Below are 25,021 nucleotides of genomic sequence, written 5' to 3' on the forward strand. Positions count from 1 at the left end.
ACAGACCTCCAAGACCCAAAGACCCGGAAAGGCCCCCGCGATGAGCGATTTTGACTACGATCTCTTTGTGATCGGTGGCGGTTCGGGGGGCGTGCGCGCCGCACGTGTCGCTGCCGGAGAAGCGGGCGCGAAAGTCGCCTTGGCAGAAGATGACCGCTATGGCGGTACCTGCGTGATCCGGGGGTGCGTGCCCAAGAAGCTCATGGTTTTCGCCAGTGAATATGCAGGGGTGGTTGAAGACGCGGCCTCCTATGGCTGGGACCTCAAGCAGGGACCGTTTGACTGGCAATCGTTCCGCAGCCGCCTGAACGGCGAGTTGGACCGGCTGGAGCAGGTCTATCGCAATCTGCTCAAGGGCTCAGGTGTCGATACCTTCGATGCGCGGGCCTCGGTGGCCGGACCGCATGAGGTCAAACTCTCCACGGGGGAGACAAAAAGCGCCAAGCACATCCTGATTGCCACCGGTGGACACCCCGTGCGGCCTGACACGCCGAATGCGCATCTGGGTATCGTATCGGATGACATCTTCCACCTTGAGAACCTGCCGAAATCCCTGTTGATCGTGGGCGGTGGATACATCGCTTGTGAATTTGCGGGAATCATGAACGGGCTTGGTGTCGAGGTGACGCAGTATTATCGCGGTGCGCAGATTCTGCGTGGCTTCGACGAAGAAGCGCGCGGTCTGGTCGCCGAATCCATGCGCGAACGCGGTATTGATCTGCGTGTCGGGGCAAACATCCTGGAGATGTCGCCCGCAAGTGAAGACCATATGATGAGCGCTGCGGGCACCGCGTCAGACGCGGCCATGGGGGCGGATGTCAAACAACGCCAGGAAATGCAGGTAAGTGCAAAGGACGCAAAGGGACCTATCTGGGTCAAGTCGACCAACGGTGGTGAAAAGGTCTTTGACATGGTTCTTTTTGCCACAGGGCGGGACCCTAATTCGAAAGACATGGGACTTGAAAAGGTCGGCGTGAAACTGGGCCGTCGCGGCCAGATCGAGGTGGACGCCTACAGCCAGACCGCCGTGCCGTCGATCTATGCCATTGGCGATGTGACAGACCGGGTCAACCTGACGCCCGTGGCCATTCGCGAAGGCATGGCTTTTGTCGAGACGGTGTTCAAAGGCAACCCGACGCCCGTCGATCACGAGTTGATCCCCTCGGCCATTTTCACGCAGCCTGAAATGGGCACCGTCGGCCTGAGCGAAGAAGAAGCGCGCGATCAGGAGGCAATTGAGGTATACTGCACATCATTCCGCCCGATGCAGACGGCTTTCGCCGGGCGGCCTGACCGGGTGCTGATGAAACTGATCGTCTCCAAGGAGACACGGAAGGTGCTCGGTTGCCACATCGTCGCACCCGGCGCGGGTGAAATGATCCAACTGGCGGGCATCGCCGTTAAAATGGGTGCGACCAAAGAAGATTTCGACAGGACGGTGGCGGTACACCCCACGATGTCGGAAGAGATTGTCACGATGCGAACACCGATGCGGACGGCTTGAATTCCGCGTATTCTTACGTACCTATGGCTTGAATTTAATCGCATCTGCACGCGATTTAGGAGGGAAAGAGACTGAATGGCTGGGAATAATGGCGGCCCCTGGGGGGGCGGCGGTGGAAACTCTGATGATGACAGGCCGCGCGGTGGAAACCGCGGCAACAACGGCGGCGGTCCGCGTGGACCGGGCGGTGAGGGGCCACAAATCCCGGAAATCGACGAGCTGGTGAAAAAGGGCCAGGAGCGTCTGCGCGTCCTGATGGGCGGCAAAGGTGGCGGCACCGGCAATGGGGGCACGGGCGGTGGCGGTGGTCCCGCATTTACGCGCGGCACCATCGGTCTGGTCGTGGTCGGCGCAGTGGTCGCCTGGGGCCTTGCCAGCTTCTACACCGTGGCACCGGAAGAGCAGTCGGTTGAGCTCTTTCTGGGTGAGTATTACGCCACGGGCAACCCCGGTCTGAACTTTGCCCCATGGCCGCTGGTCACGGCGGAGGTCCTGCCGGTGACGCGAGAACAGACAGAAGATATCGGGTCGCGCGTGGACAGCGGCCTGATGCTGACCACCGATGAAAACATCATCGACATCGATTTCCAGGTGGTTTGGAACATCAATGATCCGGCGAAGTATCTCTTTAACCTTGCCGAGGCGCGCGAAACCATCAGCGCCGTGTCTGAATCGGCGATGCGCGAAGTCATCGCGCGTAACCAACTGGCGCCGATCCTCAACCGGGACCGTCAGGTCATTGCGGATGAGGCGGAGCAGCTCATTCAGGGCACGCTCGATGCCTATGACAGCGGCGTGAACATCGTGCGTCTCAACCTCGACAAGGCGGACCCGCCGCGCGAGGTGATCGACAGCTTCCGCGAAGTGCAGGCGGCAGAGCAGGAACGCGACCGTTTGGAGCGTCAGGCGGATGCCTACGCCAACCGGGTGACAGCGGGCGCGCGTGGTGAAGCCGCAAGCCAACTGGAGCAGGCGGAAGCCTACCGCGCCCAACAGGTCAATGAAGCGCAGGGTGAGGCGGCACGTTTCACCTCCGTACTTGAAGAATATGCCAAGGCCCCGGAAGTGACGCGCAAGCGGCTCTATCTGGAGACGATGGAGCGTGTCTTTGGCGACGTTGACAAGATCATTCTTGAAAGTGATCTGGGCGGCAACGGCGGGCAGGGTGTCGTTCCCTATCTGCCTTTGAATGAACTGCGCCGTGGCGCTGCTGCGGGAGGAACCAACTGATGCGCGCTGGCAATTTTCTTATTCCGATCGTTGTGATCGCCGTCATCGGCGTTCTGAGTTCTGTCTTCATTGTGGACGAGCGTGAAAAAGCGCTGGTTTTGCAGTTCGGACAGATCAAATCTGTCAAGGAAGACCCTGGTCTGGCGTTCAAAATTCCGCTGATCCAGGAGGTCGTGCGTTATGACGACCGGATCCTGTCGCTTGATACCGAAGTGACCGAGGTGACACCGTCGGATGACCGGCGTCTGGTTGTCGATGCTTTCGCTCGTTACCGGATCGCGGATGTGACCCAGTTCCGGCAAGCGGTTGGCGTCGGTGGCATGCGTGCAGCGGAGGATCGTCTCGAAGGGATCCTGAACCCGACGATCCGGGCGGTTCTCGGCTCGGACGGGGTGACATCCAACACGATCCTCTCTGCGGACCGGGCGGAACTGATGGCGCGGATCACCGAGCAGGCGCGTCTGCGCGCCCTGCCGCTGGGGCTGGAAGTGGTGGACGTGCGTCTGAAACAGACCAACCTGCCCGAGCAGAACCTTGATGCGACCTTTGCGCGGATGCGGGCGGAGCGGGAACGTGAGGCCGCGGACGAGATCGCCCGGGGTGAGGAAGCCGCTCAGCGGGTGCGCGCCCTTGCCGACCGGACGGTGGTCGAGCTGACCTCGGATGCGACCCGCGAAGCGGATATCATTCGCGGTCAGGCAGATGCGGAACGTAACTCGATCTTTGCCAATGCCTTTGGTGCAGACCCGGAGTTCTTCGAATTCTACCGCTCCATGACAGCCTACGAGAGGTCGTTGCGCGGCAGCAACTCGACGATGGTCCTGTCGCCCGACAGCGAATTCTTCAACTATCTCCGGTCCGATCAGGGATACCGGTCTGATGAAGGCGAGCGTCGGTGAGCACGCTGCTGCTGGCTCTCGGGCTCGTGATGATTATCGAGGGGCTGGCCTATGCGCTGGCCCCTTCGCTTATTGAACGGATGCTCGAAGCTCTGCGGGCCTTGCCCGAGGCTGCGGTGCGCCAGTTGGGGCTGCTGATCGTGGTCAGCGGGCTGATCCTGGTCTGGTTCGCCTGGCAGCTTGGTGCCAGCATCGGCTAAGTGTTGCGCATCCGGCGGGAACGGCCTTTGCCTTCACAGTTTGGTAACGCACTGTTGAAACTGTGACAGAGTGATACATCTTTGATGTTGCACGAAGGTCACCCTAAATGCAGTCTGTGAGCATTCACGAAAGATAACGAGCAAGAGGGCATTTGAGCCCGAAACAAGAGATTTCAGGAGACGACGCATGCAGCCCAAGGCAGTATCCATGTCCAACATCAGCCTCATCCCCGTCCAGATGCGCCTGTTGCTCTTGGCGGTTCTGACACTGGCATTCATGCTGGTTCAGCCGCTGAGCGCGCTGGCGCAACAGCAAAGTCTGGCCCCGTTGGCGGAAAAAATTAGCCCCTCCGTGGTGAATATCACGACCTCGACGGTCGTGGCCGGGCGTACAGGTCCCCAGGGTATCGTGCCCGAGGGATCGCCCTTTGAGGACTTCTTTCGCGAATTTCAGGATCGCAACAACGAGGGTGATGGCAACCGGCCGCGCCGATCGTCGGCCCTTGGGTCCGGGTTTGTAATCTCGGAAGACGGGTATGTGGTGACGAACAACCACGTGATCGAGGGCGCGGATGAGATCCTGATCGAATTCTTTAATGGCAGTGAGCTCAAGGCCGAGGTAGTCGGCACCGATCCGAATACGGATATTGCCCTGCTGAAAGTTGAAGCGGACGGCCCGCTGCCCTTCGTAAGTTTCGCCGACAGCGATCTGTCGCGGGTCGGCGACTGGGTTGTGGCGATGGGTAACCCGCTGGGGCAGGGCTTCTCGGTCAGCGCTGGCATCGTGTCGGCCCGCAATCGCGCTTTGAGCGGTACCTATGATGACTATATTCAGACGGATGCGGCGATCAACCGGGGCAATTCAGGCGGTCCGCTTTTCAACATGGATGGTGAAGTGATCGGTGTGAACACTGCAATCCTGTCGCCCAACGGGGGCTCCATCGGGATTGGCTTTTCCATGGCCTCAAACGTGGTGACCCGCGTGGTGGATCAGCTGAAGGAATTTGGCGAAACCCGCCGCGGTTGGCTGGGTGTGCGCATTCAGGATGTGACTGAGGACGTGGCCGAAGCCATGGGGCTTGAAACCGCCTCCGGCGCTTTGGTCACGGATGTGCCCGAAGGCCCGGCAAGCGAAGCGGGCATGGAAGCGGGTGATGTGATCATCAGTTTTGCTGGAACAACCGTTGAGGATACACGTGGTCTGGTCCGCCAGGTGGGCAACAGCCCGGTGGGTGAAACCGTGCGTGTCACGGTGATGCGGGAGGGTAAATCGATGACCCTGCGCGTGACCCTGGGCCGCCGGGAAGAAGCCGAAGGTGCCGTGCCAGCCGTGGCAGCAGGTCCTGAGGAGAGTGATGATCCGGTGACCAAGGACCTGCTGGGGCTGACCCTGACAACGCTGACGGATGAGCTGCGTGAAGAGCTTGGCGCCGAAGCCAACATGCAGGGGCTTGCTGTAACGGCGGTTGATGAGACTTCCGAGGCCTTTGAAAAAGGTCTGCGGGCAGGCGACATCATCACGGAGGCCGGACAGCAGAAGGTCACCAGCATTGCCGAGCTTGAAGAGCGTGTGGCAGCGGCCGAAGAAGCAGGGCGCAAGTCGCTTCTGCTGCTGGTACGGCGCGCGGGTGATCCGCGCTTCGTGGCTCTGTCACTGGCAGAATAATCGCTTGAAAATAATGACAAGAGAGCGTCCTGCGGGGCGCTCTTTTTTTGTTCAGCTTTCCGGGTTTACCAATGAGTCGAGCAGGGGAGAGATATCCTCCACATCTTCGGCCAGCACATGGGTGACCGCATGGGCGCGCTGCAGACGGCCAGTGACGCGCAGCAGGCGGCCCGCGATCACGGCGCGGCGGAATTTCTCGTAAATATGCCGCCAGATGATCACGTTCACCACCCCGGTTTCATCTTCGAGGGTGATGAAGATCACGCCCTTGGCGGTGCCCGGGCGTTGGCGCAGGATCACCAGCCCGGCCACCGTGATGCGCGCATTGACCGGCGGCAGATGCAGATCTGCGGCCACCAGACAGGCGGGCGGGCGTGGCCAGTGCCCTTTCGCAGTTTGCGGTTGCCGGTCAGCAGGGAGGGCAGTCATCACACGCATAAGAACAAATATAGAACAAGTTGGAGATGTCGCAAGCCTGTTCCTTCAGGGTCGCAAAAGAGGCTGGCGCGCCCTATATCGCCCCGGTAGACAAGCGGAAACGGATCAGGAAGGGAACGACACACGTGGCCAAGATCACCTATATCGAACACGGCGGCACCGAACATGTGGTGGAGGTCGCCAATGGCCTTACCGTGATGGAAGGTGCGCGGGACAATAACATCCCCGGCATCGAAGCCGACTGCGGCGGGGCCTGTGCCTGTTCCACCTGCCACGTCTATGTGGACCCGGCCTGGACCGATAAGCTGCCTGCGAAGGAAGACATGGAAGAAGACATGCTCGATTTCGCCTATGAGCCTGATCCAGCCCGGTCGCGCCTGACCTGTCAGATCAAGGTGACCGATGCGCTGGACGGTCTCGTTGTGCAGATGCCTGAAAAACAGATCTGATGCGGGCCAGGGCGCGGCGTCTGCCCGAGCGCGGATGGCACCGTTTCGTCCGCCGCGCGCGGCTGGCCTTGTGCCTGGTGGTAGGGGGGCAGGCGGTTGCGGCTGAGCCGGTAATCATCGCAGCCAGCTATGCGGGTCCAACGACACGTTATGCACATGCCGTTCTTGGCGATGCCATCGAACACACCACCCTTGTCCTGGGCTATGCCGATGGGACGGAACGCCGGTTCTCTCTACCTGATGATCTCGTCTTTGAGGACACCGCGCCGCGGCTGGTCGATCTCGACTTTGACGGTGCGGCGGAAGTCATTGCCGTTGAGAGCAGCCAGACGGAAGGTGCGCGTCTGGCGGTTTATGGTGCCGACGGGCGGATCACGTCGACCCCTCACATTGGAACGCGTTTCCGCTGGCTGGCGCCAGTGGGGGCTGCGGATCTGGATGGGGATGGCGTGATGGAGATCGCCTATATTGACCGCCCGCATCTGGCCAAGACCCTGCGCCTTTGGCGCTATGAGAACGGCGTGCTGTCGGAACAGGCGGCCTTGCCGGGTGTCACCAACCACCGCATCGGCGAGCCGGATATCGCAGGCGGCATTCGAACCTGCGCTGGCGTGGCGGAGATGATTGTTGCGTCGGCAAACTGGTCCCGGCTGGTTTCGGTCTCCTATCTGAACGGCGAGTTCATCACGAAAACACTTGGTGATGACACGAGTGGGCCGGGGTTTGCCCGCGCCATGGCCTGCGCGCCCTAGTTTCGTGGTCGCACGTGAGGCGCGCCCTCAGTCGGGTTTCAATGCGCGCCAGCCGATATCACGGCGACAAAAGCCTTCGGGCCAGTCGATCTGATCCACCATCCTGTATGCCGTGTCACGGGCGTCCTGCAGGGTACCTGCACGGGCCGTTACGGCCAGAACGCGCCCGCCCTGGGCTGTAAACTTGCCTGCATCCCGACCGGTCCCGGCATGAAATACCATATGGCTGCTGTCTTCGGGCACCTTCTCAAGGACATTGATAACAGAGCCCTTTTCGTAGCTTCCCGGATACCCGTTTGCCGCCAGAACCACCGTCATGGCGTGATCCGCCGCCCAGTTAACCTGCGCCTCGGCCAAACGGCCCTCGGCACAGGCCTGCAACAGATCCAGCACCTGCGCGCCGAGCCGCATCATCAGCACCTGGCACTCGGGGTCGCCGAAGCGCACGTTGTATTCGACCAGGCGCGGTTGTCCGTCCTGGATCATCAGGCCGACAAACAGAACGCCCTGGTAAGGCGTGCCCTGACGGACCATCTCTGCCATGGTGGGGCGCACGATCTCGTCCAGCGCCTTGCGGGTCACGGCCTCGGTCATCACCGGGGCCGGGGAATAGGCGCCCATGCCGCCGGTGTTCAGCCCGGTGTCGCCCTCGCCAACCCGCTTGTGATCCTGCGCCGTGCCGATGGGCAGGACGGTTTCGCCGTCGCAGAGCACGAAGAACGAGGCCTCCTCGCCGGTCATGAACTCTTCGATCACCACTTCCGCGCCCGCCTCGCCGAAGGCGCCGGAGAACATGTCATCCACCGCTGCCAGCGCCTGAACCTCGGTCTCCGCGATGATCACGCCCTTGCCGGCGGCCAGCCCGTCGGCCTTGATCACGATGGGCGCGCCCTGCGCCGCCACATAGGCCTTGGCGGCATCGGCATCGGTGAAATGACCATAAGCGGCGGTAGGGGCACCTGCGGCGTCGCATATCTGCTTTGTAAAGGCCTTGGAGGCCTCCAGTCGCGCTGCCGCACCGCTGGGACCAAAGACCGAAATTCCCGCATCGCGCAGACGATCAGACACGCCTGCGGCGAGGGGTGCCTCGGGACCGACGATCACGAAATCAATCGCTTTTTCCTCGGCAAACCCCACAACCGCGCCGCCATCTTCGATGTCCAGTGTGGCACAATCGGCGATCTCCGCGATCCCGGCATTGCCCGGGGCCACGATCAACCTGTCGCATTTGGGGTTCTGCATGACGGCCCAGGCGAGGCTGTGTTCGCGCCCGCCGCTGCCAAGGATGAGAATGTTCATAGGGGCTCCTGATCTGCTTGGCCTCGGGTTCCCGGCGTTCTAAGCTGCACGCACCCGCGTTACAACACCAGAGGTTTCATGGATCTGATCGACGCCCCCGACGACGGGCTCAACAGCCCCGAATTCACCGTTACCGAGCTCTCTGGCGCGATCAAACGCGTGATTGAGGGCGAGTTTGGTCACGTGCGCATCAAGGGGGAAGTGGGCCGCGTGTCGCGCCCGCGGTCGGGGCACATCTACCTTGATCTCAAGGACGACCGCGCGGTGATTTCCGGTGTGATCTGGAAAGGGGTCTCCGCCCGTCTGCAAACCCAGCCCGAAGAAGGGATGGAGGTTGTCGCCACGGGCCGGGTGACCACCTTTGGCGGGCAGTCGAAATATCAGATTGTCATCGAAGATATCAAACCGGCGGGCATGGGCGCGCTGATGGCTTTGCTGGAAAAACGCAAGAAGATGCTGGAGGCGGAAGGGCTGTTTGATCCGGCCCGCAAGCGCGCCTTGCCTTACCTGCCGGAGGTCATCGGCGTGGTGACCTCACCTTCCGGCGCCGTGATCCGCGACATCCTGCACCGTCTGCGCGACAGGTTTCCCCGCAAGGTGCTGATCTGGCCGGTGGCCGTGCAGGGCGAGAAATGTGCACCTGAAGTGACCCGCGCGATTGAAGGGTTCAATGCCATGACACCGGGCGGCGCGCTGCCCCGGCCCGATTTGCTGATCGTGGCGCGGGGGGGCGGCTCTGTCGAAGACCTCTGGGGGTTCAACGAGGAAAGCGTGGCGCGGGCCGCGGCGGCCTCCGACATTCCGCTGATTTCGGCGGTGGGGCATGAGACGGATACGACGCTGATTGACTATGTGTCCGACAAACGCGCGCCGACCCCGACGGCGGCGGCGGAACTGGCGGTGCCGGTGCGCCATGAATTGATGGCCTGGCTGGATGGTCAGGACGCGCGCATGCGGCAGGCGCTGAGCCAGGGGCTGACACGTCGCGATCAGCGCCTGCGTGATATGGCGCGGGCGCTGCCACGTGCGGAAAGCCTGCTGGAGACGCCCCGCCAGCGGCTCGATATGATCGGCGGACGCCTTGGCCCGGCCCTGATCTCCGGCGTGCAGAAACGCAAACTGCGGCTGGCGGACATGAGCGGGTCCCTGCGGCCCGCAACCCTGTCGCGCGGTGTTTTAGTCGAACAGAGACGCCTGCGCGAACTGTCCGGGCGGCTTACCCCGGCGTTGCGCCGCGCCATGGCGGTGAAGGAGGAACAGCTGGCGGCACAGGCCCGGCGTTTCCGCCCGGCAACGCTGCAACAGGACCGTGACAGGAAAGCGCGGGACTTCACCTGTCTGGTCACACGCCTCTCGGATGCCGGTCAGCGCAACATCGCAACCTGGCGCAGCCAGATCGACGCGGTGGAACGGCTGCGCCAGACCCTGGGGTACGAGGCGACGCTGGAACGCGGGTTTGCCGTGGTGCGCAGTGCGGGAGAGCTTGTGACAGACAGCAAGACAGCCAAATCCGCGCCCTCACTGGAAATTCAGTTTGCCGATGGCCGGGTCACCGTTGGGGGCAAGCCGACCCCGCGCAGAGCGTCCTCAAAACCACCGAAACAAGGCTCGCTCTTCTAGACGTGCCTCAAACGCCGATCCGGGGGCCCAGACAGATCATCTCGTCGTCGAAATCCCCGGCTTCGTAGAGCTCTGTCATGCCGGGCGCGTTCTGGAAGCGTGCGACCAGCCGACCCTCTTCCTTGTGGAAGGTCCAGCATTGCGGATTGGGGTTGTCCTCGTAGATAAAACAAATCTGGTCGGCCTGCTCGTACCAGGTGCCGGACTTGCATTCCCCGTCCAGGAAGGACCAGATCACCCGACGGTTATCGAGGTATTCCTCGGCCCCATAGGCCACGCCGTTTTCCCCGTAAAAGAGGGTTTTTCCGCGCGTGTATTCATCGAATTCCTGCGCGTTCATCGGGGGTTGCGCGAGACTGGGGCCCGCGAGCAGGCACAGGATCGTCCCGGTCAGCGCGGCGATTTCTGACAAACGGATCATCATTTTACTCTGACAGACCTGACGCCTGGGAGCCAGCCTGCAGGGTCGTTTTTGGCATGACGTTGCCGTGAGCCTCCTGCGCCTTTGCCTGATACATGTGCACACGGGGGTCCATGACGCGGCGCCAGAGCGGCGGGACCAGTGCCAGCGCGCCCATGACCGGCACGGAGCGGGGCAGGGTGGGCATCGCTTCCGCGTCGAACCTCAGCTCCGAAAAGGGGCGCGAGGGGTTCATGTGGTGGTCCGAGTGCAGCGGCGCGTTCAGCATCAGCGCGGCGGAGAAACCTCGTGGCGCGTTCCAGCTGTGATGGGCGCGCATCGGCTCTGCCCGCCCTGAAGCGTCGCTGGCCCGGCGCAGCCCGTAGTGTTGCAGGTAGTCCGACAGCATCAGCTGCATCTGCGCGTGCAGGGCCAGGATGAGTAGAACGACCACGGCCAGACCTCCACCGAGCAGGAAGGCCACAAGCAGCGATGCCGCCGCCCCGCCGAGATAGACGACATAGGGGTGGGGACCCCGCGCGCGACCCTTTCTGCGTTGGTTCTCCGCCTGTAGCCCCGCGGTAAACTCATCCACCACGGCGCGCCCGAAAAACCGCCAGAAGCCACGGCCCAGGGGGGCAGAGTTCGGATCCCGCGCCGTGCCCGCATGCACGTGATGCACCAGCATATGTGCCGAGACATGTTGACCATTGAGCAAGGAGCAGTAGATCGCCGTCCCCAGCGCGCGCATGCTGCGGTCGCCGCGATGAATGAGCTCATGCGCGCAAGCGTTTGAAACCTGTCCGAAGTAGAGCCCCAGCCCGGCGACAAGCGCGATTTTTTGGCTCGTATCGAGGTGGCCGGTTGCGCCAACAGCCCAGAGGCCAAGGCCCAGCAGAACAAAATGCGCAAACCCGACGGCGCGGGGCAGCCACTCCGCCTGATCGGCGCTGGCCATCTCGCCGATCTCCGTCCGGTCCAAGAGCAACACAAGCAGGGTTATGCAGAAGAGGCCCGCATAGGGCCAGCCACCCCCCAGAAGGGCGCCCAACGCCAGAATATTGGCCGGGCCAAGGCTGGCGCAGGCAAAACCAAGGGAAGAAAAGCGCGCGTTCATCTTGGGCATTTATGTACCCTGATATCGCCACCACTCCAAGCGTCTGCGCAGTTCCGGTTAAGAGCAGAAGTTTCTGATCAGACACAGAGTGTCGTTTCTGGCCCTCACTGGCGGCGGGTTTGGCAGTATCTTGTGGCAAATCGGGCTGATAGAGTCCGCGCAACATGACGCTTTTGCAATTGCGCCGGGGACATCCGGGGCACGGAGACGACGAACTATGGCACTGGATACGGCAGATAAATCCCCAAAGAAAGGCGTGTGGAAATCGGGTAAGGGCAAAGGCCGCCGTCACACCAAGGGCCGTCAGTTGCAGGATCAGGCGTGGGATGAGGTCAAGGCGCTGTTGGGTGATGCGCCGCGCCGTGCCGATCTGCTGATCGAACATCTGCACAAGATTCAGGACCACTATGGCCATCTGTCGGCGGCGCATCTGCGCGCTCTGGCGGAAGAAATGCGCATGTCGATGGCTGAGGTTTACGAGGTGGCCACTTTCTACGCCCATTTCGATGTGGTGAAAGAGGGCGAAGTACCGCCCCCCGCGCTGACGATCCGCGTGTGCGATTCCCTGTCCTGCGAACTGGCGGGTGCGCAGGCGCTGAAAGCGGCACTGGAAGACGGCCTCGATCCGGCTGAGGTGCGGGTTTTGCGAGCGCCCTGCATGGGGCGCTGTGACACGGCCCCGGTGCTGGAACTGGGGCATGCCCATATCGACCACGCGACGCCTGAAAAGGTTGAGGCGGCGATTGCGGCTGGGGACACTCATGCCCATGTGCCTGCCTATCAGGACTATGCCGCCTATATGGCCGAAGGCGGCTATGCCACGCTCAAAGACTTGCGGGCGCAAGGCAATTGGGAAACGGTCCAGGACGAGGTTCTGGCCTCTGGCTTGCGCGGATTGGGGGGTGCCGGCTTCCCATCCGGCAAGAAGTGGGGCTTTGTACGGGCCAACGAAGGACCGCGCTATCTGGCCGTGAACGGCGATGAGGGTGAGCCTGGAACATTCAAGGATCGCTACTACTTAGAGCGCGTTCCTCATCTTTTTCTTGAAGGCATGCTGATCGCCGCTTGGGCGGTTGAGGCAGAGACGGCCTTTATCTACATGCGGGATGAATACCCCGCCGTGCTGGAGATATTGCGCCGCGAGATCGGTGCCTTGGAAGAGGCCGGTGTCGTGGAGCCCGGCTATATCGATCTGCGCCGGGGGGCCGGGGCCTATATCTGCGGCGAAGAGAGCGCGATGATCGAAAGCATCGAAGGCAAGCGCGGCATGCCCCGGCATCGCCCGCCGTTTGTGGCGCAGGTTGGTGTCTTTGGCTGCCCGACGCTGCTGCACAATGTGGAAACCCTGCATTGGGTCGCGCGCATCTGCCGAGAAGGGCCGGAGGTGCTGAGCGCGACGGAGAAAAATGGCCGCAAGGGCCTGCGCAGCTATTCCGTTTCGGGCCGTGTTGCCGCGCCTGGTGTCTACCTGCTGCCTGCCGGATCGACGATCACCGACATCATTGAGGCCGCGGGCGGCATGGCAGAGGGCCATGTTTTCAAGGCGTACCAGCCGGGCGGGCCGTCCTCTGGATTGTTGCCGGCCTCCATCGATGACGTGCCGTTGGATTTCGACACCTTGCAGCCTTTGGGGAGCTTTATTGGGTCCGCTGCGGTTGTCGTTCTGTCTGATCACGATTCGGCGCGAGCTGCGGCACTTAACATGCTGCGATTTTTCGAAGACGAAAGCTGTGGCCAGTGCACCCCCTGTCGGGTGGGCTGCGAAAAGGCGGTGAAACTGATGCAGCAGGACAGCTGGGATCAGGATCTGCTGGAGGAATTGAGCACGGCCATGGTGGATGCCTCCATCTGTGGTCTGGGGCAGGCTGCGCCGAATCCCATCCGGCTGGTTATGAAGCATTTCCCGGACGAAATCTGAGCGCGGGCGCGGCTCTTTCCCTCCGCGGAAAATCCCCTTAGATGAGGGCATAGGCTACGGGGGCAGGCATGGCGTTTTTCAAGAAGCTGAAGGATCGGTTGTTCAAGTCGTCGTCGAAAATCGACGAGGGGCTTGAGGCAATTGTCGAAGAGGGCGGCGTTGAAGAGGCGGTCGCACCCGACGTGCCGGAGACGCAGCCCGCCCAGGAAGGCCCCGAACGTCCCACAGAAGCGCCGCAGCCAATCGACGCGCAAGTGGAGACAGCGGCCAGTGAGACCGTTGCATCCGATGAAGTGTCGTCTGCGACACCTGAAGCAGAGCCTGCCTTGACAGAATCCACATCGGAAGCGGTGCAGGAAGCTGTTGACCCACGCCCTACTGTGGAAGATTTTGAACCCGAACCCGAACCCGAACCCGAACCCGAACCCGAACCCGAACCCGAACCCACGGTTCTGCCGCGCAATCCGGCGCCGGTCGCCGAGGCGCTGACAAAAACCGCGCCGCCCGAGACAGGTAAAAAGCCCGGCCTTCTCGGTCGGTTGATGGGCCGGTCCAGCGACAAAACCGTGGTACGTCGCACGCTGGACGATGCGATGCTGGAGCAATTGGAAGAATTGCTGATCACCGCCGACATGGGCGTGGATACGGCGCTGCGGGTGGTGGCGAACATGGCAGAGGGGCATTTGGGCCGGAAACTGTCGGTTCAGGAAATCAAGCAGTTGATGGCGGCGGAGATCGCCCGGATCATGGATCCGGTGGCCAAACCCCTGCCGCTCTATCCCCGAACACCGCAGGTGGTCTTGGTTGTTGGCGTCAACGGGTCCGGCAAAACCACAACGATTGGTAAACTGGCCAGCCAATTCCGCGCAGCAGGCAAGAAGGTCGTGATCGCCGCGGGTGACACGTTCCGCGCGGCGGCGGTCGAACAGTTGCAGGTCTGGGGCGAGCGCGCTGGCGTGCCTGTGCTTACGGCGCCCGAAGGCTCTGATCCTGCCAGCCTGGCGTTTGACGCAATGACCCAGGCGCAGGCCGATGGCGCGGATTTGCTGCTGATCGACACGGCGGGCCGTTTGCAGAACCGAACGGATCTGATGGAAGAGCTGGCCAAAATCGTGCGGGTGATCCGCAAGAAAGACGAGTCCGCGCCACACAACACGCTTCTGGTGCTGGATGCCACCACCGGCCAGAACGCGCTCAATCAGGTGAAGGTGTTCCGCGATATCTCGGACGTTTCGGGCCTGGTGATGACGAAGCTGGACGGCACCGCCAAGGGCGGCGTTCTGGTGGCTCTGGCGGACAAGTTCGGTCTGCCCATTCATGCGATCGGGGTGGGGGAGCAGATCGACGATCTGGATGCCTTTGATCCGGAAGACTTTGCCGATGCCCTGATGGGTCTTGAGCGCGCATGATCACAAAGCAACGGTGGGCTGAAGCCCACCCTACCTGCCTGTCACGACCCTCTACCCCAGCAGGTAAGGTGGGCTTCAGGCCACCGGTTGGCAGGGACGCAGGGTGACAGACTGGCTGATTTCAATCGAAGGGACCGAAACCGGTCATCAGGTGGCTCTGGGTCTTGCCTTGATGGCGGCCTTCCTGCACGCGGTCTTTGGCGCGCTGCAAAAGGGTCGGCATGATCCCTGGCTGACCCGCGGCGCCATTGATTTTTGCTACATGGCCATGGCAGTGCCCTTTGCCCTCTTCGTTGTGCCGTGGCCGGAACCGCATATGTGGCCGATCTTTGCTGCTGTCTGGGTGATCCACGTGATCTATAAACTCTTGCAGGCCTGGGCCTATACCAAGGGGGCCTATACGGTCGTCTACCCGGTGGTGCGTGGCACCGGGCCGCTCTTTACCGTGATCGGCGCCTATCTCATCTTTGGTGAGACTTTCACGGGCGTCCAATGGATCGGTGTGGCCGTTCTGCTGGCGGGTATCTTTGGTCTCGCGATCTACAACATGGTGTTCCTGGTGTCAGAGCGAGAGACACTGAACGCTGCTTTGGGACTTGCTGCCCTCACCGGGCTCTTTGTGGCGCTCTATACGACCTATGACGCCTACGGTATCCGGGCGACGGCGAATCCTTTTACCTTTCTGGCCTGGTTTTTCATGATTGACGGGTTTTTCATGCCCTTTGTGGCGGCCTTGCGCTGGCTCCGGATGCCTGACCGACCGACGTTGGGTCCGCTGATGGCGCGCGGTTTGGTGGGCGGGTTGGTCGCGCCGCTAAGCTTTGGTGCGGTGATGATGGCCACGCGGCTCGACAAGGTCGGTGAGGCTGCCGTGCTGCGCGAGACCTCGACCGTTTTTGCGGCCGTCATCGGATGGCTGTTCCTGAAGGAAACCGTCGGCCCGCGCCGAATTGCCTTGATGGCATTGATTGCGCTGGGCGCTGTGATAGTTGAGATGGGCGGATAGGAAGAATTGATGTCAGACACGAAACCGGTGAACCCGATTGTGAAACAAGTGCTCGAACTGGGGCCTACGATTCTGTTTTTCCTGATCTATCTGCGGATCAAGGAAGACGTCTTCGTGATTGGCGGCACCGAGTATACGGGCTTCATCATTGCTGCCCTGGTCTTTGTGCCGATCCTCCTGGTGGCCATGGCGATTCTGTGGAAATTAACCGGACAGCTGAGCCGGATGCAGGTCTTTACCGCGATCATGGTGATCTTTTTCGGCGGGTTGACTGCCTGGTTCAACGACGAACGCTTCTTCAAGATGAAGACCACGATTGTCTATGGATTGTTTGCGGCACTGCTCGGGATTGGGCTGCTGCGCGGGCAGTCTTATCTGGCCTACGTGATGAACGAAATGATGCCGATGCGGGACCAGGGCTGGATGATCCTGACCCGCAGGCTCTGTGCGGCTTTTGCTGCACTGGCGGTGGCAAACGAAATCGTCTGGCGCACGATGTCCACGGATGCCTGGGTCAAGATCGAAACCTTCGGCTTCCCCGTGGCGTTGATGGCTTTCCTGATGTGGCAGTTCACAACGCTACAAAGCTATCTGATCACAGATGAAAGCGAAGACCCTAGTTAACCATCAACTCCTCAGGAGCCATTGATTTGACTGGTGGGCGGGGACGCACCGAGTTTGGACCAACGGCGCGCGCGACCTTGCGAGCCAGATCAACAGAAATCGCGGCCTCCAGGGCAAGGCGAAACCGTGAGCTGCGCTTGCACTTCTGACGTAGATCATCGAAGCGCCATTCCAGCACTTCGGCCCCCGGCTCCAACCAGGTGGAGGCCGAACTGGGTTGTCCGATGAGAAAGGCAATCTCGCCCAGAAAGAACTGGGGCGGCAGAATGAACTCATTGTCACCCTTCTGCACCCGCGTTGCGCCGGAGATCACGTAGTAGAGCCGTGAACCGGCCATCCCTTCCGTTGTGACCTGCCGTTCATCATCGACCCTGTAGCGGCTTGCCAGTTTCATCAGGCTGCGGAAATCTCCCGGCGGCAGGGGCGGAAAGTCCCGGTAGATATCCGCATGCGCCCGCGGGATCGCCAACCGGGACCTGCGCGCCAGCAGGCTTGTAAGGCCGATCAGGTTTGCGGTGCCGATCATTACGCTGACATAAATGGCCTCCCACAAGGGTGTGGCGGCCACGGTCGCATAGTAGAGGATGTAAACCGATGTGCCGGTCAGGATCAAAAGGCGCAGCACGATCTGGTTGATCGTGATGAGCCCCGCCACGTACAGCGCGCCCGCTAGATAGACGAGTATCCCAGGCGAATACATCCATTCATTTACGGTCAATTTCGGCAACCCCCAAAAACATCTGGCGAGTTTGCGCGAAAATCCCGCGTTCAAGCAAAGAAAATCATCACCTTGTGCGCCAAAGTGCAGAATTTGCGGTGTGGCGTTGCAAATTGCGCGCGGGTATTGAGACCGCACTTTGCCATGATGTTACCGCCTCGCTCGGGCGTTCAGTACGCAGGTTCTTTGGGTTTGACGCCCGTCGGGGTGGTCTGAAACAATCCGACCCTGGTGCGGAGAACCTGCGCAGCCGCCGCAAAGGCACCCGCGCCGAGGCCGTTGGGCAAGGTGTGTGCGGGTGGTCTGACAAGGCGCGACCAACGGGGCTCCGGCGTGTCCGGCAGGAGCGCGGCCAGCTGCGCTTGTGGCAGCCGGTGCGGATCGCGCAAAAGCCGGGAGTAGAGCGCCATAACGCCCGGGCGCCGGTAGCTGGACCAGTGACACACGCGTCGTTCCGGTGCCGCAATGGGCAGCCCCAGGGTCGCGAGCCCGGACAGCGTGTCCGTGCAGTCGAGTTGCAGGTTGACGACATTTGGCAGATCGATGCCGAGGCCGATGGCGCGGTCTTGTCTGGCAGGCGCGGCAACCATACGCTCAAACGCCAGATCAAAAAGATCGTTTTCCCGGCTCGTGACATTGAAGACTTCCGCAGAGCGTCCGGCCTGGGTGCGCAGCATTGTCTCCGCATGGCTGGTAAAACTTGCGCCGGTCAGCAGCACCATGCGCTGAACGGCCTGCGACGGCAGGTGCCCAAGCGCGGAAAGCGCGATTTCCGCACCCATGGAATGCGCGATGATGTGAACGGGCCTCTTGGGGGCTGCGCTTTTCAGAGCCTCCACCAGTTGTGCAAGGGCCCGCCCGAGATCTGCCGCCCGGCAGTGCACCTGCGCAAGCGGGCCGCGCGCGTACCAGCCAAAGGCAATGCCCAGACCTTCCTCTTGCAAACCGGTATTGTACCCCAGCGACGCGGGCCAACCGTGTGCGCTGTCACGAAATATTTTCTTGTGAGGGCAGTGGTTTGTACTTTCCGGGGCGTATTTAAACCCGTGGATCATGATGATCGCGGGGCCCGGTGCCGCGCGTGTCGCCCGGACTGCGTCAGGTACCGGTGTCGCCCCACGGTGCAGTGTCAGCATCCCGGCACGGGCGTTGATCCTGAGCAACGGCATGGCCTGCCCCTTCTACAAGATGTTGTGGTTGAGCTATCCCAAATGCATACGACAGGGGCATGAAATTACTGTTACAGCACCGTGACGGTGTTGACGCGCAACACCCATTGTTCTAGCTGTGCCCGCGTGGCGATTTGTTACCGGATTGCGGGCCACTTTAAACATTCCGCTAAAAGGTCACCGATGAGGGAACCCCGTCGCGTTGACCGCGTCTGGGGTTTTTTTGTGCCCGATGAGGGCTGGAGATGAAGACATGACACGTGATTTGAAACCACGCTCCCGCGCCGTCCACAGCGGCACGCGCCGCAGCCAATATGGCGAAGTATCCGAGGCCATTTTTCTCACACAGGGGTTTGTCTACGACACGGCCGAGGCCGCCGAAGCGCGGTTTCTAGAGGCTGGACCCGATGAGTTTATCTACGCCCGCTACGGCAATCCGACGGTTGCGATGTTCGAAGAACGCATTGCCGCGCTGGAGGGGGCGGAAGATGCGTTTGCCACGGCCTCCGGCATGGCGGCGGTGTCGGGCGCGCTGACATCGATGCTCAAGGCTGGCGATCATGTCGTGTCCGCCCGCGCCTTGTTCGGGTCCTGTCTCTATGTCCTCGAAGAGGTGCTGACCCGCTTTGGTGTCGAGGTGAGTTTTGTCGATGGCACCGATCTTTCGGCATGGGAGGCAGCCATTCGGGACGACACCGCAGCGGTGTTTTTCGAATCCATTTCCAACCCGACACTGCAGGTTGTGGACATCGCCGGTGTCGCCGCACTTGCCCACGCTAAAGGGGCCAAGGTACTGGTTGATAACGTTTTTGCGACGCCTGTCTGGTCAGATGCCGTGGTGCAGGGAGCAGACGTCGTGATCTATTCCGCGACCAAACACATTGACGGGCAGGGTCGCGCGCTGGGGGGCGTGATCCTTGGCACGCAGGAGTTCATCCGCAAGACCGTTGAGCCCTACATGAAGCACACGGGCGGATCGATGAGCCCCTTCACGGCCTGGGTGATGCTCAAGGGATTGGAGACGCTCGATCTACGGGTCCGCGCCCAGACCACCAATGCAACCGCTATCGCGGAGGCGCTGCAGGGTCACGCAAAACTCTCACGGGTGATCTATCCCGGCCATAGCAGCCACGCGCAAAGTGATCTGGTGCAGCGCCAGATGGGGCAGGGCGGCACGGTGTTGTCGATCGATCTGGACGCGGGCAAGGAGGCGGCCTTTCGCTTTCTGAACGCCATCGAGGTTGGTGTGATCTCCAACAATCTGGGCGATGCGAAAACCATCATGACCCACCCGGCCACCACGACCCACCAGCGCCTGCCGCAGGATCAGAAGGATGCTTTGGGGATCACCGACGGTCTGGTGCGCATCAGCGTTGGCATCGAGGACCCCGAGGATCTGGTGGCTGACATTCTGCAAGCGCTGGAGAAGGCCTGACGAAACTGACAACGCGCGCCAGATTTTCCCCTTGTCAGGAATTTTGTGTGAAAACTGATCTTGTTGCTTGATCCTGACGTATTTGTGAGGAGAGTTGGCCGGGCCGCCTGCGCGCCCTATCTTTAAGCCAGACGCCGTCATGAGGGACATAGCGATGAACATCCACACACCCGTACTTGATGCCACACCGGATCGCGAGGAAGCAGAAACAGCGCTCGCCGTTCTGCGAAACTGGGCAAAAGGCGCGACGACCACTGAGATTCTTGAGCTGGACCCGTCGGTTGCGCGGCTCATCCCGGGCAGCGATACGGTCGCCTATCCGGCGTTTTCACGGGACTACCCCGAAGACTTCGCAACCGATGACGGCTATAAATCCACGCTGCCTGATTTGCAGAACGGGCCGTCCAGCCTCATTCGTGGCGCGAAACAGCAAATTCAACATGTGGGCATTTCCAATTTTCGGCTGCCCATCCGGTTCCATACCCGGGATAACGGTGATCTGACGTTGGAGACATCGGTAACCGGTTCTGTCAGTCTTGAGGCCGACAAGAAGGGCATCAACATGTCCCGGATCATGCGGTCCTTCTACAAGCACGCCGAAGAGACCTTCAGTTTCGAGGTGATCGAGGGTGCGCTGGACGATTACATCACCGACCTGGAGAGTTTTGACGCACGCATCCAGATGCGGTTCAGCTTTCCGATGAAAGTTGATAGCTTGCGGTCCGGCCTTTCGGGCTACCAGTATTATGATATCGCGCTGGAATTGGTGGAGCAGGGCGGCGTGCGCAAGAAGATCATGCACCTCGACTATGTCTATTCGTCGACCTGCCCCTGTTCCCTGGAGCTGTCTGAGCACGCGCGCGCCACCCGCGGGCAGCTTGCCACGCCACATTCGCAACGCTCTGTTGCGCGCGTGTCGGTGGAGATCGATGAAAACGCGGGATGCCTGTGGTTCGAAGATCTGATCGAAGCCTGCCGCCGCGCCGTGCCCACGGAAACGCAGGTCATGGTCAAGCGTGAGGACGAACAGGCCTTTGCAGAGCTGAACGCGGCCAACCCGATCTTTGTCGAAGATGCGGCGCGGCTTTTCTGCGAACAGATGCAGGCCGACGTGCGGGTCGGTGATTTCAGGATCATCGCCAGCCATCAGGAAAGCCTGCACAGCCATGACGCGGTCAGCATTCTGGTGGAAGGCGACACGTTCGCTGCCGAAAGCTTTGATCCAAAGCTTTTCAACACGCTGTTCCACGTCGGTTGATGCAATTCTTGAGAACCGGTAAAGCCGCGCCCTTCTCTGGTGCGGCTTTTTGCTGCGGCGCGGCATAATCCGATAGCGGCTATGCAGAAGTTGCAATTCTCATTTGAGAAGCAACCCCTTATGTTAGTCGCAACGGGAGGAGATTTAACACTAAGTAAGGATCTCCAATGGCGTATCAATCTACTCATATCGACAGTGGTCTCGGTCGTGCACTTCACGGTATCTACGGCGCAGTGCGCGGTTTCCTGTCATCCGTCGGCACAGCGATGATCGTGTCGAGCTCTTACACCGCGCGTGTCAACAAGGTGCAGGCGCTGCAGGCGAAATCCGATGAAGAGCTGGCGGCGATGAACATCAAGCGTGACGACATCGTTCATCACGTCTTTCACGACCTCTATTACATCTGACGCGCGGGTCTCTATCGCATCCGCTTGACACTGCCGCTGCGCGCAGCCAACCCTGCGCGCATGTTGGACTTGCGCCCCGTTGGATATGTGATCGGTCTGCTGGTTGCCGTGCTGGGCGCGGCGATGTTGCTGCCGATGCTGGTCGATATTGCGGAAGGCCGCGATCATTGGCCGGTGTTCATCCAGTCGGCGCTGATCACCATGCTGGCGGGCGGGTTGATCGCGCTGGCCTGCGCCAATGGCGTGAAGGAAGGCCTCACGATCCAGCAGACCTTTCTGCTCACGACCGGGGTTTGGGTGGCCCTGCCGCTTTTTGGCGCCTTGCCCTTTGTCTTCGGCGCAACCGAGGCCCGCTTTGTGGATGCGTTTTTCGAGGCGATGTCGGGGTTGACCACCACGGGCTCCACGGTGTTTTCAGGCCTGCAGGACCTGCCTAAGGGGCTGCTGCTCTGGCGCGGCATTCTGCAGTGGCTCGGCGGGATCGGCATCATCGTTGTGGCGATGGTGTTTCTGCCCGAACTGCGTGTTGGCGGCATGCAGATTTTCAAATCCGAATCCTTTGATACCATGGGGAAAATCCTGCCCCGCGCAGGACAGATCGCCAGCCAGATTTCCAGTATCTACCTTGGTCTGACGATGGTTTGTGCGCTCAGCTATCTTGTTCTTGGCATGAACGCCTTTGACGCAACCGTGCATGCGCTGACCACGGTGTCGACGGGTGGGTTCGCAAATTACGACGCGTCTTTTGGCGTTTTCAAAGGCAACCTGGAGATTGCGGCTGCGTTTTTCATGATCCTCGCGGCCCTGCCTTTCGTGCGTTACGTGCAGCTGATCAACGGTCAGGCCGCACCGTTGTGGCGGGACAGCCAGATACGGGTCTTTGTCCTGACACTGCTGGTCATCGTGGCCATCATGTCGGCCGTTCTGTTCCAGACGTTTCCGCAGGAATGGGGCAGATCATCCCGCGAGGCGCTGTTCAACGTGACCTCGATCATTACCGGCACCGGTTATGCATCGGCCAACTACATGACATGGGGCGCCTTGCCGATTGCGATGTTCTTTTTCATCGGCCTGATCGGGGGCTGCGCGGGCTCCACCACCTGTTCGATCAAGGTTTTTCGCTACCAACTGCTTTTTGCCTCCATCAAGATGCAGCTGCGGCGTATCCGCTCGCCCAATGGCGTCTTTGTCGTGCGCTATGACAAACGACCCGTGGGCGAGGATGTCCTCAGTTCGGTGATCTCCTTTTTCATGTTCTTCGTGGTGACGCTGGGGCTTCTTGCCGTCGCCCTCAGCCTGACCGGCCTTGATTTCATCACATCGCTGTCCGGGGCCGCCACGGCCCTGTCGAACGTTGGTCCGGGCCTGGGCGACAGGATCGGACCAGCCGGTAACTTTGCCGGCCTGAACGATACGGCCAAGTGGCTGTTGTCTCTCGCCATGCTGCTGGGACGCCTCGAACTTCTGGCCGTCTACGCCATTCTGACCGTTAGCTTCTGGAGAGACTGATATGCAAAGGCCGCTGGGCGCGCAGATTTCGCATATGCTCAAGGATCGTGGCGTCGATGTGATCTTTGGCATTCCCGGTGTGCACAATCAGGAAATGTACCGCGGGATCGAAGAGGCGGGCATCACCCATGTGTTGGCGCGGCACGAACAGGGCGCGGGTTTCATGGCGGACGGTTATGCGCGCGCAACCGGCAAGCCCGGGGTGGCCTATGTGATCACCGGGCCGGGGCTGTGCAACATCATGACGCCAATGGGACAGGCCTATTCGGATTCGGTGCCGATGCTGGTGATTTCCAGCTGCCTCGACGAGGTTGCTGCCCGCAAGGGGCAGCTGCACCAGATGAAAGACCAGCGCGCGGCAGCCGAGACGGTTTGTGACTGGTCAGAGGAAGCGCAAACGTCTGATGCTGCCTATGCTTTGGTGGCGCGCGCTTTTGCGGAATTTCAGACGCAAAGCCCACTGCCAAAGCACATTCAGGTACCCATCGCACAGCTGGTTGCGGATGCCGATCCAGCACCACCCGCGCCGCGCGCCATGCGGCTGCCTGGCGTCAATCAGGACGCTGTGGCGACCTCCGCAAAGCAAATCGGCAATGCTCAGCGACCGCTTTTTGTCTTTGGGGGTGGTGCTGTTCGGGCAGGTGGCAAAGACGGTCCGGCGCGCGCGGTTCTTGAGAGGTCGAAAGCTGCATCCTTTACCAGCTACGCCGGGCGCGGGATCGTCGCGCCCGACGATCCGCTGCATTTTGGTGCTTCCCTGGCGCGCCCGGGCAGTGCTGATGTCTTCGCCCAGGCCGATCTTGTGATCTTTGTCGGCACGGACCTGGCCGAAGTGGACTTGTGGCGCGAGGAACCTGGCCACACGTGTCCAGCCATTCACGTCAATCTCGATCCGCAGGTGCTTGTACGGGCCGGGGCAGCAGATGATGCCCATCAGGCAGACGCGCTTGGCTGGCTGACCGCGCTTGCGGTTGCGCTGGAGGCGGCGCCGGGAACGACCGACTGGCGCGCCGATGATGTCGCCGCCACCCGCGCCCGCTTGCGGGCTGAAACCGATGCGGAGCGGCCCGGCATCGTGCCAATTTGTGACGCCCTGCGGGACGTCGTGCCAGCGGATACGATGATCTATTCCGACATGACCCAACTTTCCTATGTCGCCAAGGAGATCTGGGACATGGATCGTCCCGGTCACTGGCATCACCCCTATGGCTTCGGCACGCTGGGCTATGCCGCACCTGCTGCCATTGGTGGGGCTGTCGCGCGACGTGGCAAGCCGACGATGGCGATGATCGGGGACTATGGGTTCCATTACACGATGCAGGAGTTGGGTGTGGCGGTCGAACTGGGCCTGCCTATCCCGATCATCCTGTGGGACAACGGCAAACTTAAGGAAATCGAGGACAGCATGATCCGTGCGCAAATCGCGCCGAACGCTGTGGTCGCGCAAAACCCGGATTTCTGCAAATTAGCGGAAGCGTTTGGCGCCCGCGCGGCGGCTCCGAAGAGCTTTGAAGCTCTTCAGAACGCCGTCACGGAAGCTTTTGCGGCCCAAGGCCCGACGCTGATTTACATCACGCCGGAACTGACCGAGTAGCGCCAGTTACTGATAGTCGGAATAGGCGCGTTGAACAAGCCGCTGAGCGCAGCCTTCATGTGCGGTATTCACGATCAGATACCATACGGTTTCACCCGGACGGCCCGCGCGGGAATACTGGCAATTGTCCGGCGACGTCCACCATTGCCCGCGGTAGTTTGCAGGCGGCATCATTGGTGACGTGTAGTTCACCATCGTCGCTTTAGTCGAACCAGCCGAGATTCCTTCAGCGGAAACTGGTAGCGCAAGCGCTGAGCCGAGGGCCAGCGCCATAAAGTGTTTAAGCATCTCACTCACTCCATGCTCGTACCGAAATACGATGCGCCCCCACGCGAGCAGAGAATGGCGTTCGGGGATTAACGCATCGCAAATGATGGGGGTGAGGGGACCCTTTCTTTAG

24 protein-coding genes and 1 riboswitch are annotated in these 25,021 nt (G+C 61.0%); of the genes, 17 read left to right on the forward strand and 7 right to left on the reverse strand.

Annotation, left to right across the window (positions count from 1 at the left end; genetic code table 11):
* Positions 1-40 precede the first annotated feature (40 nt).
* The 5 genes from Q1A52_RS08100 (at position 41) to Q1A52_RS08120 (ending at position 5,499) form a co-directional block, all read left to right on the forward strand.
* Positions 41-1,504, forward strand: a complete 1,464-nt coding sequence (locus Q1A52_RS08100; protein WP_300013318.1) for an FAD-dependent oxidoreductase — start codon at positions 41-43, stop codon at positions 1,502-1,504.
* Positions 1,505-1,579: 75 nt separating this feature from the next.
* On the forward strand, positions 1,580-2,734 hold the full coding sequence (hflK, locus tag Q1A52_RS08105; protein WP_300013321.1) for an FtsH protease activity modulator HflK: 1,155 nt from the start codon (positions 1,580-1,582) through the stop codon (positions 2,732-2,734).
* Complete coding sequence (hflC, locus tag Q1A52_RS08110; protein WP_300013324.1) at positions 2,734-3,633, forward strand: protease modulator HflC; 900 nt, start codon at positions 2,734-2,736, stop codon at positions 3,631-3,633. The genes hflK and hflC overlap by 1 nt, the downstream gene beginning before the upstream one ends.
* Complete coding sequence (locus Q1A52_RS08115) at positions 3,630-3,833, forward strand: DUF2065 domain-containing protein (protein WP_195822370.1); 204 nt, start codon at positions 3,630-3,632, stop codon at positions 3,831-3,833. Before hflC ends, Q1A52_RS08115 begins: the two co-directional genes overlap by 4 nt.
* Before the next feature lie 187 nt (positions 3,834-4,020).
* Positions 4,021-5,499: a Do family serine endopeptidase gene (locus tag Q1A52_RS08120; RefSeq protein ID WP_300013327.1), complete on the forward strand. Its 1,479-nt coding sequence runs from the start codon at positions 4,021-4,023 to the stop codon at positions 5,497-5,499.
* 51 nt (positions 5,500-5,550) lie between these two features.
* Here the strand turns inward: Q1A52_RS08120 and Q1A52_RS08125 are convergent, their stop codons facing one another.
* Entirely contained in the window at positions 5,551-5,937 is a 387-nt protein-coding gene (locus tag Q1A52_RS08125) for an OB-fold nucleic acid binding domain-containing protein (RefSeq protein WP_300013330.1), read from the reverse strand.
* Positions 5,938-6,062: 125 nt separating this feature from the next.
* Between Q1A52_RS08125 and Q1A52_RS08130 the strand changes: the two genes are divergently transcribed.
* Entirely contained in the window at positions 6,063-6,386 is a 324-nt protein-coding gene (locus tag Q1A52_RS08130) for a 2Fe-2S iron-sulfur cluster-binding protein (RefSeq protein ID WP_195822416.1), read from the forward strand.
* Entirely contained in the window at positions 6,386-7,138 is a 753-nt protein-coding gene (locus Q1A52_RS08135; RefSeq protein ID WP_300013333.1) for a VCBS repeat-containing protein, read from the forward strand. The genes Q1A52_RS08130 and Q1A52_RS08135 overlap by 1 nt, the downstream gene beginning before the upstream one ends.
* A gap of 27 nt (positions 7,139-7,165) precedes the next feature.
* On the opposite strand, the gene purD is transcribed toward Q1A52_RS08135, so the two are convergent.
* Entirely contained in the window at positions 7,166-8,437 is a 1,272-nt protein-coding gene (purD, locus tag Q1A52_RS08140; RefSeq protein ID WP_300013345.1) for a phosphoribosylamine--glycine ligase, read from the reverse strand.
* A 78-nt stretch (positions 8,438-8,515) separates the two neighbouring features.
* On the opposite strand from purD, the gene xseA reads away from it, so the two are divergent.
* Positions 8,516-10,057: an exodeoxyribonuclease VII large subunit gene (gene xseA / locus Q1A52_RS08145; protein ID WP_300013348.1), complete on the forward strand. Its 1,542-nt coding sequence runs from the start codon at positions 8,516-8,518 to the stop codon at positions 10,055-10,057.
* A 7-nt stretch (positions 10,058-10,064) separates the two neighbouring features.
* Here xseA and Q1A52_RS08150 read toward each other — a convergent pair whose 3' ends face one another.
* Positions 10,065-10,478, reverse strand: coding sequence for a hypothetical protein (locus Q1A52_RS08150; protein WP_300013351.1), 414 nt, complete (start codon positions 10,476-10,478; stop codon positions 10,065-10,067).
* Between the two features lie 4 nt (positions 10,479-10,482).
* Complete coding sequence (locus Q1A52_RS08155) at positions 10,483-11,583, reverse strand: alkane 1-monooxygenase (RefSeq protein WP_300013354.1); 1,101 nt, start codon at positions 11,581-11,583, stop codon at positions 10,483-10,485.
* A gap of 208 nt (positions 11,584-11,791) precedes the next feature.
* Here Q1A52_RS08155 and Q1A52_RS08160 point away from each other — a divergent pair, with 208 nt between their 5' ends.
* The 4 genes from Q1A52_RS08160 to Q1A52_RS08175 all read left to right on the forward strand — a co-directional run bounded on the left by Q1A52_RS08160 (position 11,792) and on the right by Q1A52_RS08175 (position 16,531).
* Entirely contained in the window at positions 11,792-13,492 is a 1,701-nt protein-coding gene (locus tag Q1A52_RS08160; RefSeq protein ID WP_300013357.1) for an NAD(P)H-dependent oxidoreductase subunit E, read from the forward strand.
* A 68-nt stretch (positions 13,493-13,560) separates the two neighbouring features.
* A complete protein-coding gene (gene ftsY / locus Q1A52_RS08165) occupies positions 13,561-14,901 on the forward strand; it encodes a signal recognition particle-docking protein FtsY (protein ID WP_300013360.1) in 1,341 nt (446 codons plus the stop codon).
* 103 nt (positions 14,902-15,004) lie between these two features.
* On the forward strand, positions 15,005-15,907 hold the full coding sequence (locus Q1A52_RS08170) for an EamA family transporter (protein WP_300013363.1): 903 nt from the start codon (positions 15,005-15,007) through the stop codon (positions 15,905-15,907).
* A 9-nt stretch (positions 15,908-15,916) separates the two neighbouring features.
* A complete protein-coding gene (locus Q1A52_RS08175) occupies positions 15,917-16,531 on the forward strand; it encodes an inner membrane-spanning protein YciB (protein WP_300013366.1) in 615 nt (204 codons plus the stop codon).
* On the opposite strand, the gene Q1A52_RS08180 is transcribed toward Q1A52_RS08175, so the two are convergent.
* On the reverse strand, positions 16,524-17,231 hold the full coding sequence (locus Q1A52_RS08180; RefSeq protein WP_300013369.1) for a Crp/Fnr family transcriptional regulator: 708 nt from the start codon (positions 17,229-17,231) through the stop codon (positions 16,524-16,526). The two genes, Q1A52_RS08175 and Q1A52_RS08180, sit on opposite strands and share 8 nt — an antisense overlap.
* Positions 17,232-17,419: 188 nt before the next feature.
* Complete coding sequence (locus Q1A52_RS08185) at positions 17,420-18,418, reverse strand: alpha/beta fold hydrolase (RefSeq protein ID WP_300013372.1); 999 nt, start codon at positions 18,416-18,418, stop codon at positions 17,420-17,422.
* 116 nt (positions 18,419-18,534) lie between these two features.
* A riboswitch (SAM riboswitch) is annotated at positions 18,535-18,611 on the forward strand.
* 60 nt (positions 18,612-18,671) lie between these two features.
* Between Q1A52_RS08185 and metZ the strand changes: the two genes are divergently transcribed.
* The 5 genes from metZ (at position 18,672) to Q1A52_RS08210 (ending at position 24,621) form a co-directional block, all read left to right on the forward strand.
* Positions 18,672-19,853, forward strand: a complete 1,182-nt coding sequence (gene metZ / locus Q1A52_RS08190) for an O-succinylhomoserine sulfhydrylase (RefSeq protein ID WP_300013375.1) — start codon at positions 18,672-18,674, stop codon at positions 19,851-19,853.
* Between the two features lie 154 nt (positions 19,854-20,007).
* Complete coding sequence (gene folE2, locus Q1A52_RS08195) at positions 20,008-21,111, forward strand: GTP cyclohydrolase FolE2 (protein ID WP_300013378.1); 1,104 nt, start codon at positions 20,008-20,010, stop codon at positions 21,109-21,111.
* 167 nt (positions 21,112-21,278) lie between these two features.
* The gene (locus Q1A52_RS08200; protein WP_300013381.1) at positions 21,279-21,518 is read left to right on the forward strand and encodes a hypothetical protein; all 240 of its coding nucleotides are present in this window, start codon (positions 21,279-21,281) and stop codon (positions 21,516-21,518) included.
* Between the two features lie 60 nt (positions 21,519-21,578).
* Complete coding sequence (locus Q1A52_RS08205; RefSeq protein WP_300013384.1) at positions 21,579-23,027, forward strand: TrkH family potassium uptake protein; 1,449 nt, start codon at positions 21,579-21,581, stop codon at positions 23,025-23,027.
* Position 23,028: 1 nt separating this feature from the next.
* Complete coding sequence (locus Q1A52_RS08210; protein ID WP_300013387.1) at positions 23,029-24,621, forward strand: thiamine pyrophosphate-binding protein; 1,593 nt, start codon at positions 23,029-23,031, stop codon at positions 24,619-24,621.
* Positions 24,622-24,627: 6 nt separating this feature from the next.
* Here the strand turns inward: Q1A52_RS08210 and Q1A52_RS08215 are convergent, their stop codons facing one another.
* On the reverse strand, positions 24,628-24,909 hold the full coding sequence (locus Q1A52_RS08215; protein ID WP_300013390.1) for a hypothetical protein: 282 nt from the start codon (positions 24,907-24,909) through the stop codon (positions 24,628-24,630).
* Positions 24,910-25,021: the final 112 nt, after the last annotated feature.

Origin of the sequence: uncultured Roseobacter sp., from assembly GCF_947488185.1 — a bacterium.
In the GTDB taxonomy this organism is placed as follows: Bacteria; Pseudomonadota; Alphaproteobacteria; order Rhodobacterales; family Rhodobacteraceae; genus Roseobacter.

What these genes read in the sequence shown, in the direction of transcription:
- Q1A52_RS08100 (WP_300013318.1), top strand. Translation starts at nt 41, where the DNA reads ATGAGCGATTTTGACTACGATCTCTTTGTGATCGGTGGCGGTTCGGGG.
- metZ (WP_300013375.1), top strand. Translation starts at nt 18,672, where the DNA reads ATGACACGTGATTTGAAACCACGCTCCCGCGCCGTCCACAGCGGCACG.
- folE2 (WP_300013378.1), top strand. Translation starts at nt 20,008, where the DNA reads ATGAACATCCACACACCCGTACTTGATGCCACACCGGATCGCGAGGAA.
- hflK (WP_300013321.1), top strand. Translation starts at nt 1,580, where the DNA reads ATGGCTGGGAATAATGGCGGCCCCTGGGGGGGCGGCGGTGGAAACTCT.
- Q1A52_RS08155 (WP_300013354.1), bottom strand. Translation starts at nt 11,583, where the DNA reads ATGCCCAAGATGAACGCGCGCTTTTCTTCCCTTGGTTTTGCCTGCGCC.
- Q1A52_RS08175 (WP_300013366.1), top strand. Translation starts at nt 15,917, where the DNA reads ATGTCAGACACGAAACCGGTGAACCCGATTGTGAAACAAGTGCTCGAA.
- hflC (WP_300013324.1), top strand. Translation starts at nt 2,734, where the DNA reads ATGCGCGCTGGCAATTTTCTTATTCCGATCGTTGTGATCGCCGTCATC.
- Q1A52_RS08200 (WP_300013381.1), top strand. Translation starts at nt 21,279, where the DNA reads ATGGCGTATCAATCTACTCATATCGACAGTGGTCTCGGTCGTGCACTT.
- Q1A52_RS08215 (WP_300013390.1), bottom strand. Translation starts at nt 24,909, where the DNA reads ATGCTTAAACACTTTATGGCGCTGGCCCTCGGCTCAGCGCTTGCGCTA.
- ftsY (WP_300013360.1), top strand. Translation starts at nt 13,561, where the DNA reads ATGGCGTTTTTCAAGAAGCTGAAGGATCGGTTGTTCAAGTCGTCGTCG.
- Q1A52_RS08135 (WP_300013333.1), top strand. Translation starts at nt 6,386, where the DNA reads ATGCGGGCCAGGGCGCGGCGTCTGCCCGAGCGCGGATGGCACCGTTTC.
- Q1A52_RS08185 (WP_300013372.1), bottom strand. Translation starts at nt 18,418, where the DNA reads ATGCCGTTGCTCAGGATCAACGCCCGTGCCGGGATGCTGACACTGCAC.
- purD (WP_300013345.1), bottom strand. Translation starts at nt 8,437, where the DNA reads ATGAACATTCTCATCCTTGGCAGCGGCGGGCGCGAACACAGCCTCGCC.
- Q1A52_RS08205 (WP_300013384.1), top strand. Translation starts at nt 21,579, where the DNA reads ATGTTGGACTTGCGCCCCGTTGGATATGTGATCGGTCTGCTGGTTGCC.
- Q1A52_RS08125 (WP_300013330.1), bottom strand. Translation starts at nt 5,937, where the DNA reads ATGCGTGTGATGACTGCCCTCCCTGCTGACCGGCAACCGCAAACTGCG.
- xseA (WP_300013348.1), top strand. Translation starts at nt 8,516, where the DNA reads ATGGATCTGATCGACGCCCCCGACGACGGGCTCAACAGCCCCGAATTC.
- Q1A52_RS08160 (WP_300013357.1), top strand. Translation starts at nt 11,792, where the DNA reads ATGGCACTGGATACGGCAGATAAATCCCCAAAGAAAGGCGTGTGGAAA.
- Q1A52_RS08120 (WP_300013327.1), top strand. Translation starts at nt 4,021, where the DNA reads ATGCAGCCCAAGGCAGTATCCATGTCCAACATCAGCCTCATCCCCGTC.
- Q1A52_RS08150 (WP_300013351.1), bottom strand. Translation starts at nt 10,478, where the DNA reads ATGATCCGTTTGTCAGAAATCGCCGCGCTGACCGGGACGATCCTGTGC.
- Q1A52_RS08180 (WP_300013369.1), bottom strand. Translation starts at nt 17,231, where the DNA reads ATGTATTCGCCTGGGATACTCGTCTATCTAGCGGGCGCGCTGTACGTG.
- Q1A52_RS08210 (WP_300013387.1), top strand. Translation starts at nt 23,029, where the DNA reads ATGCAAAGGCCGCTGGGCGCGCAGATTTCGCATATGCTCAAGGATCGT.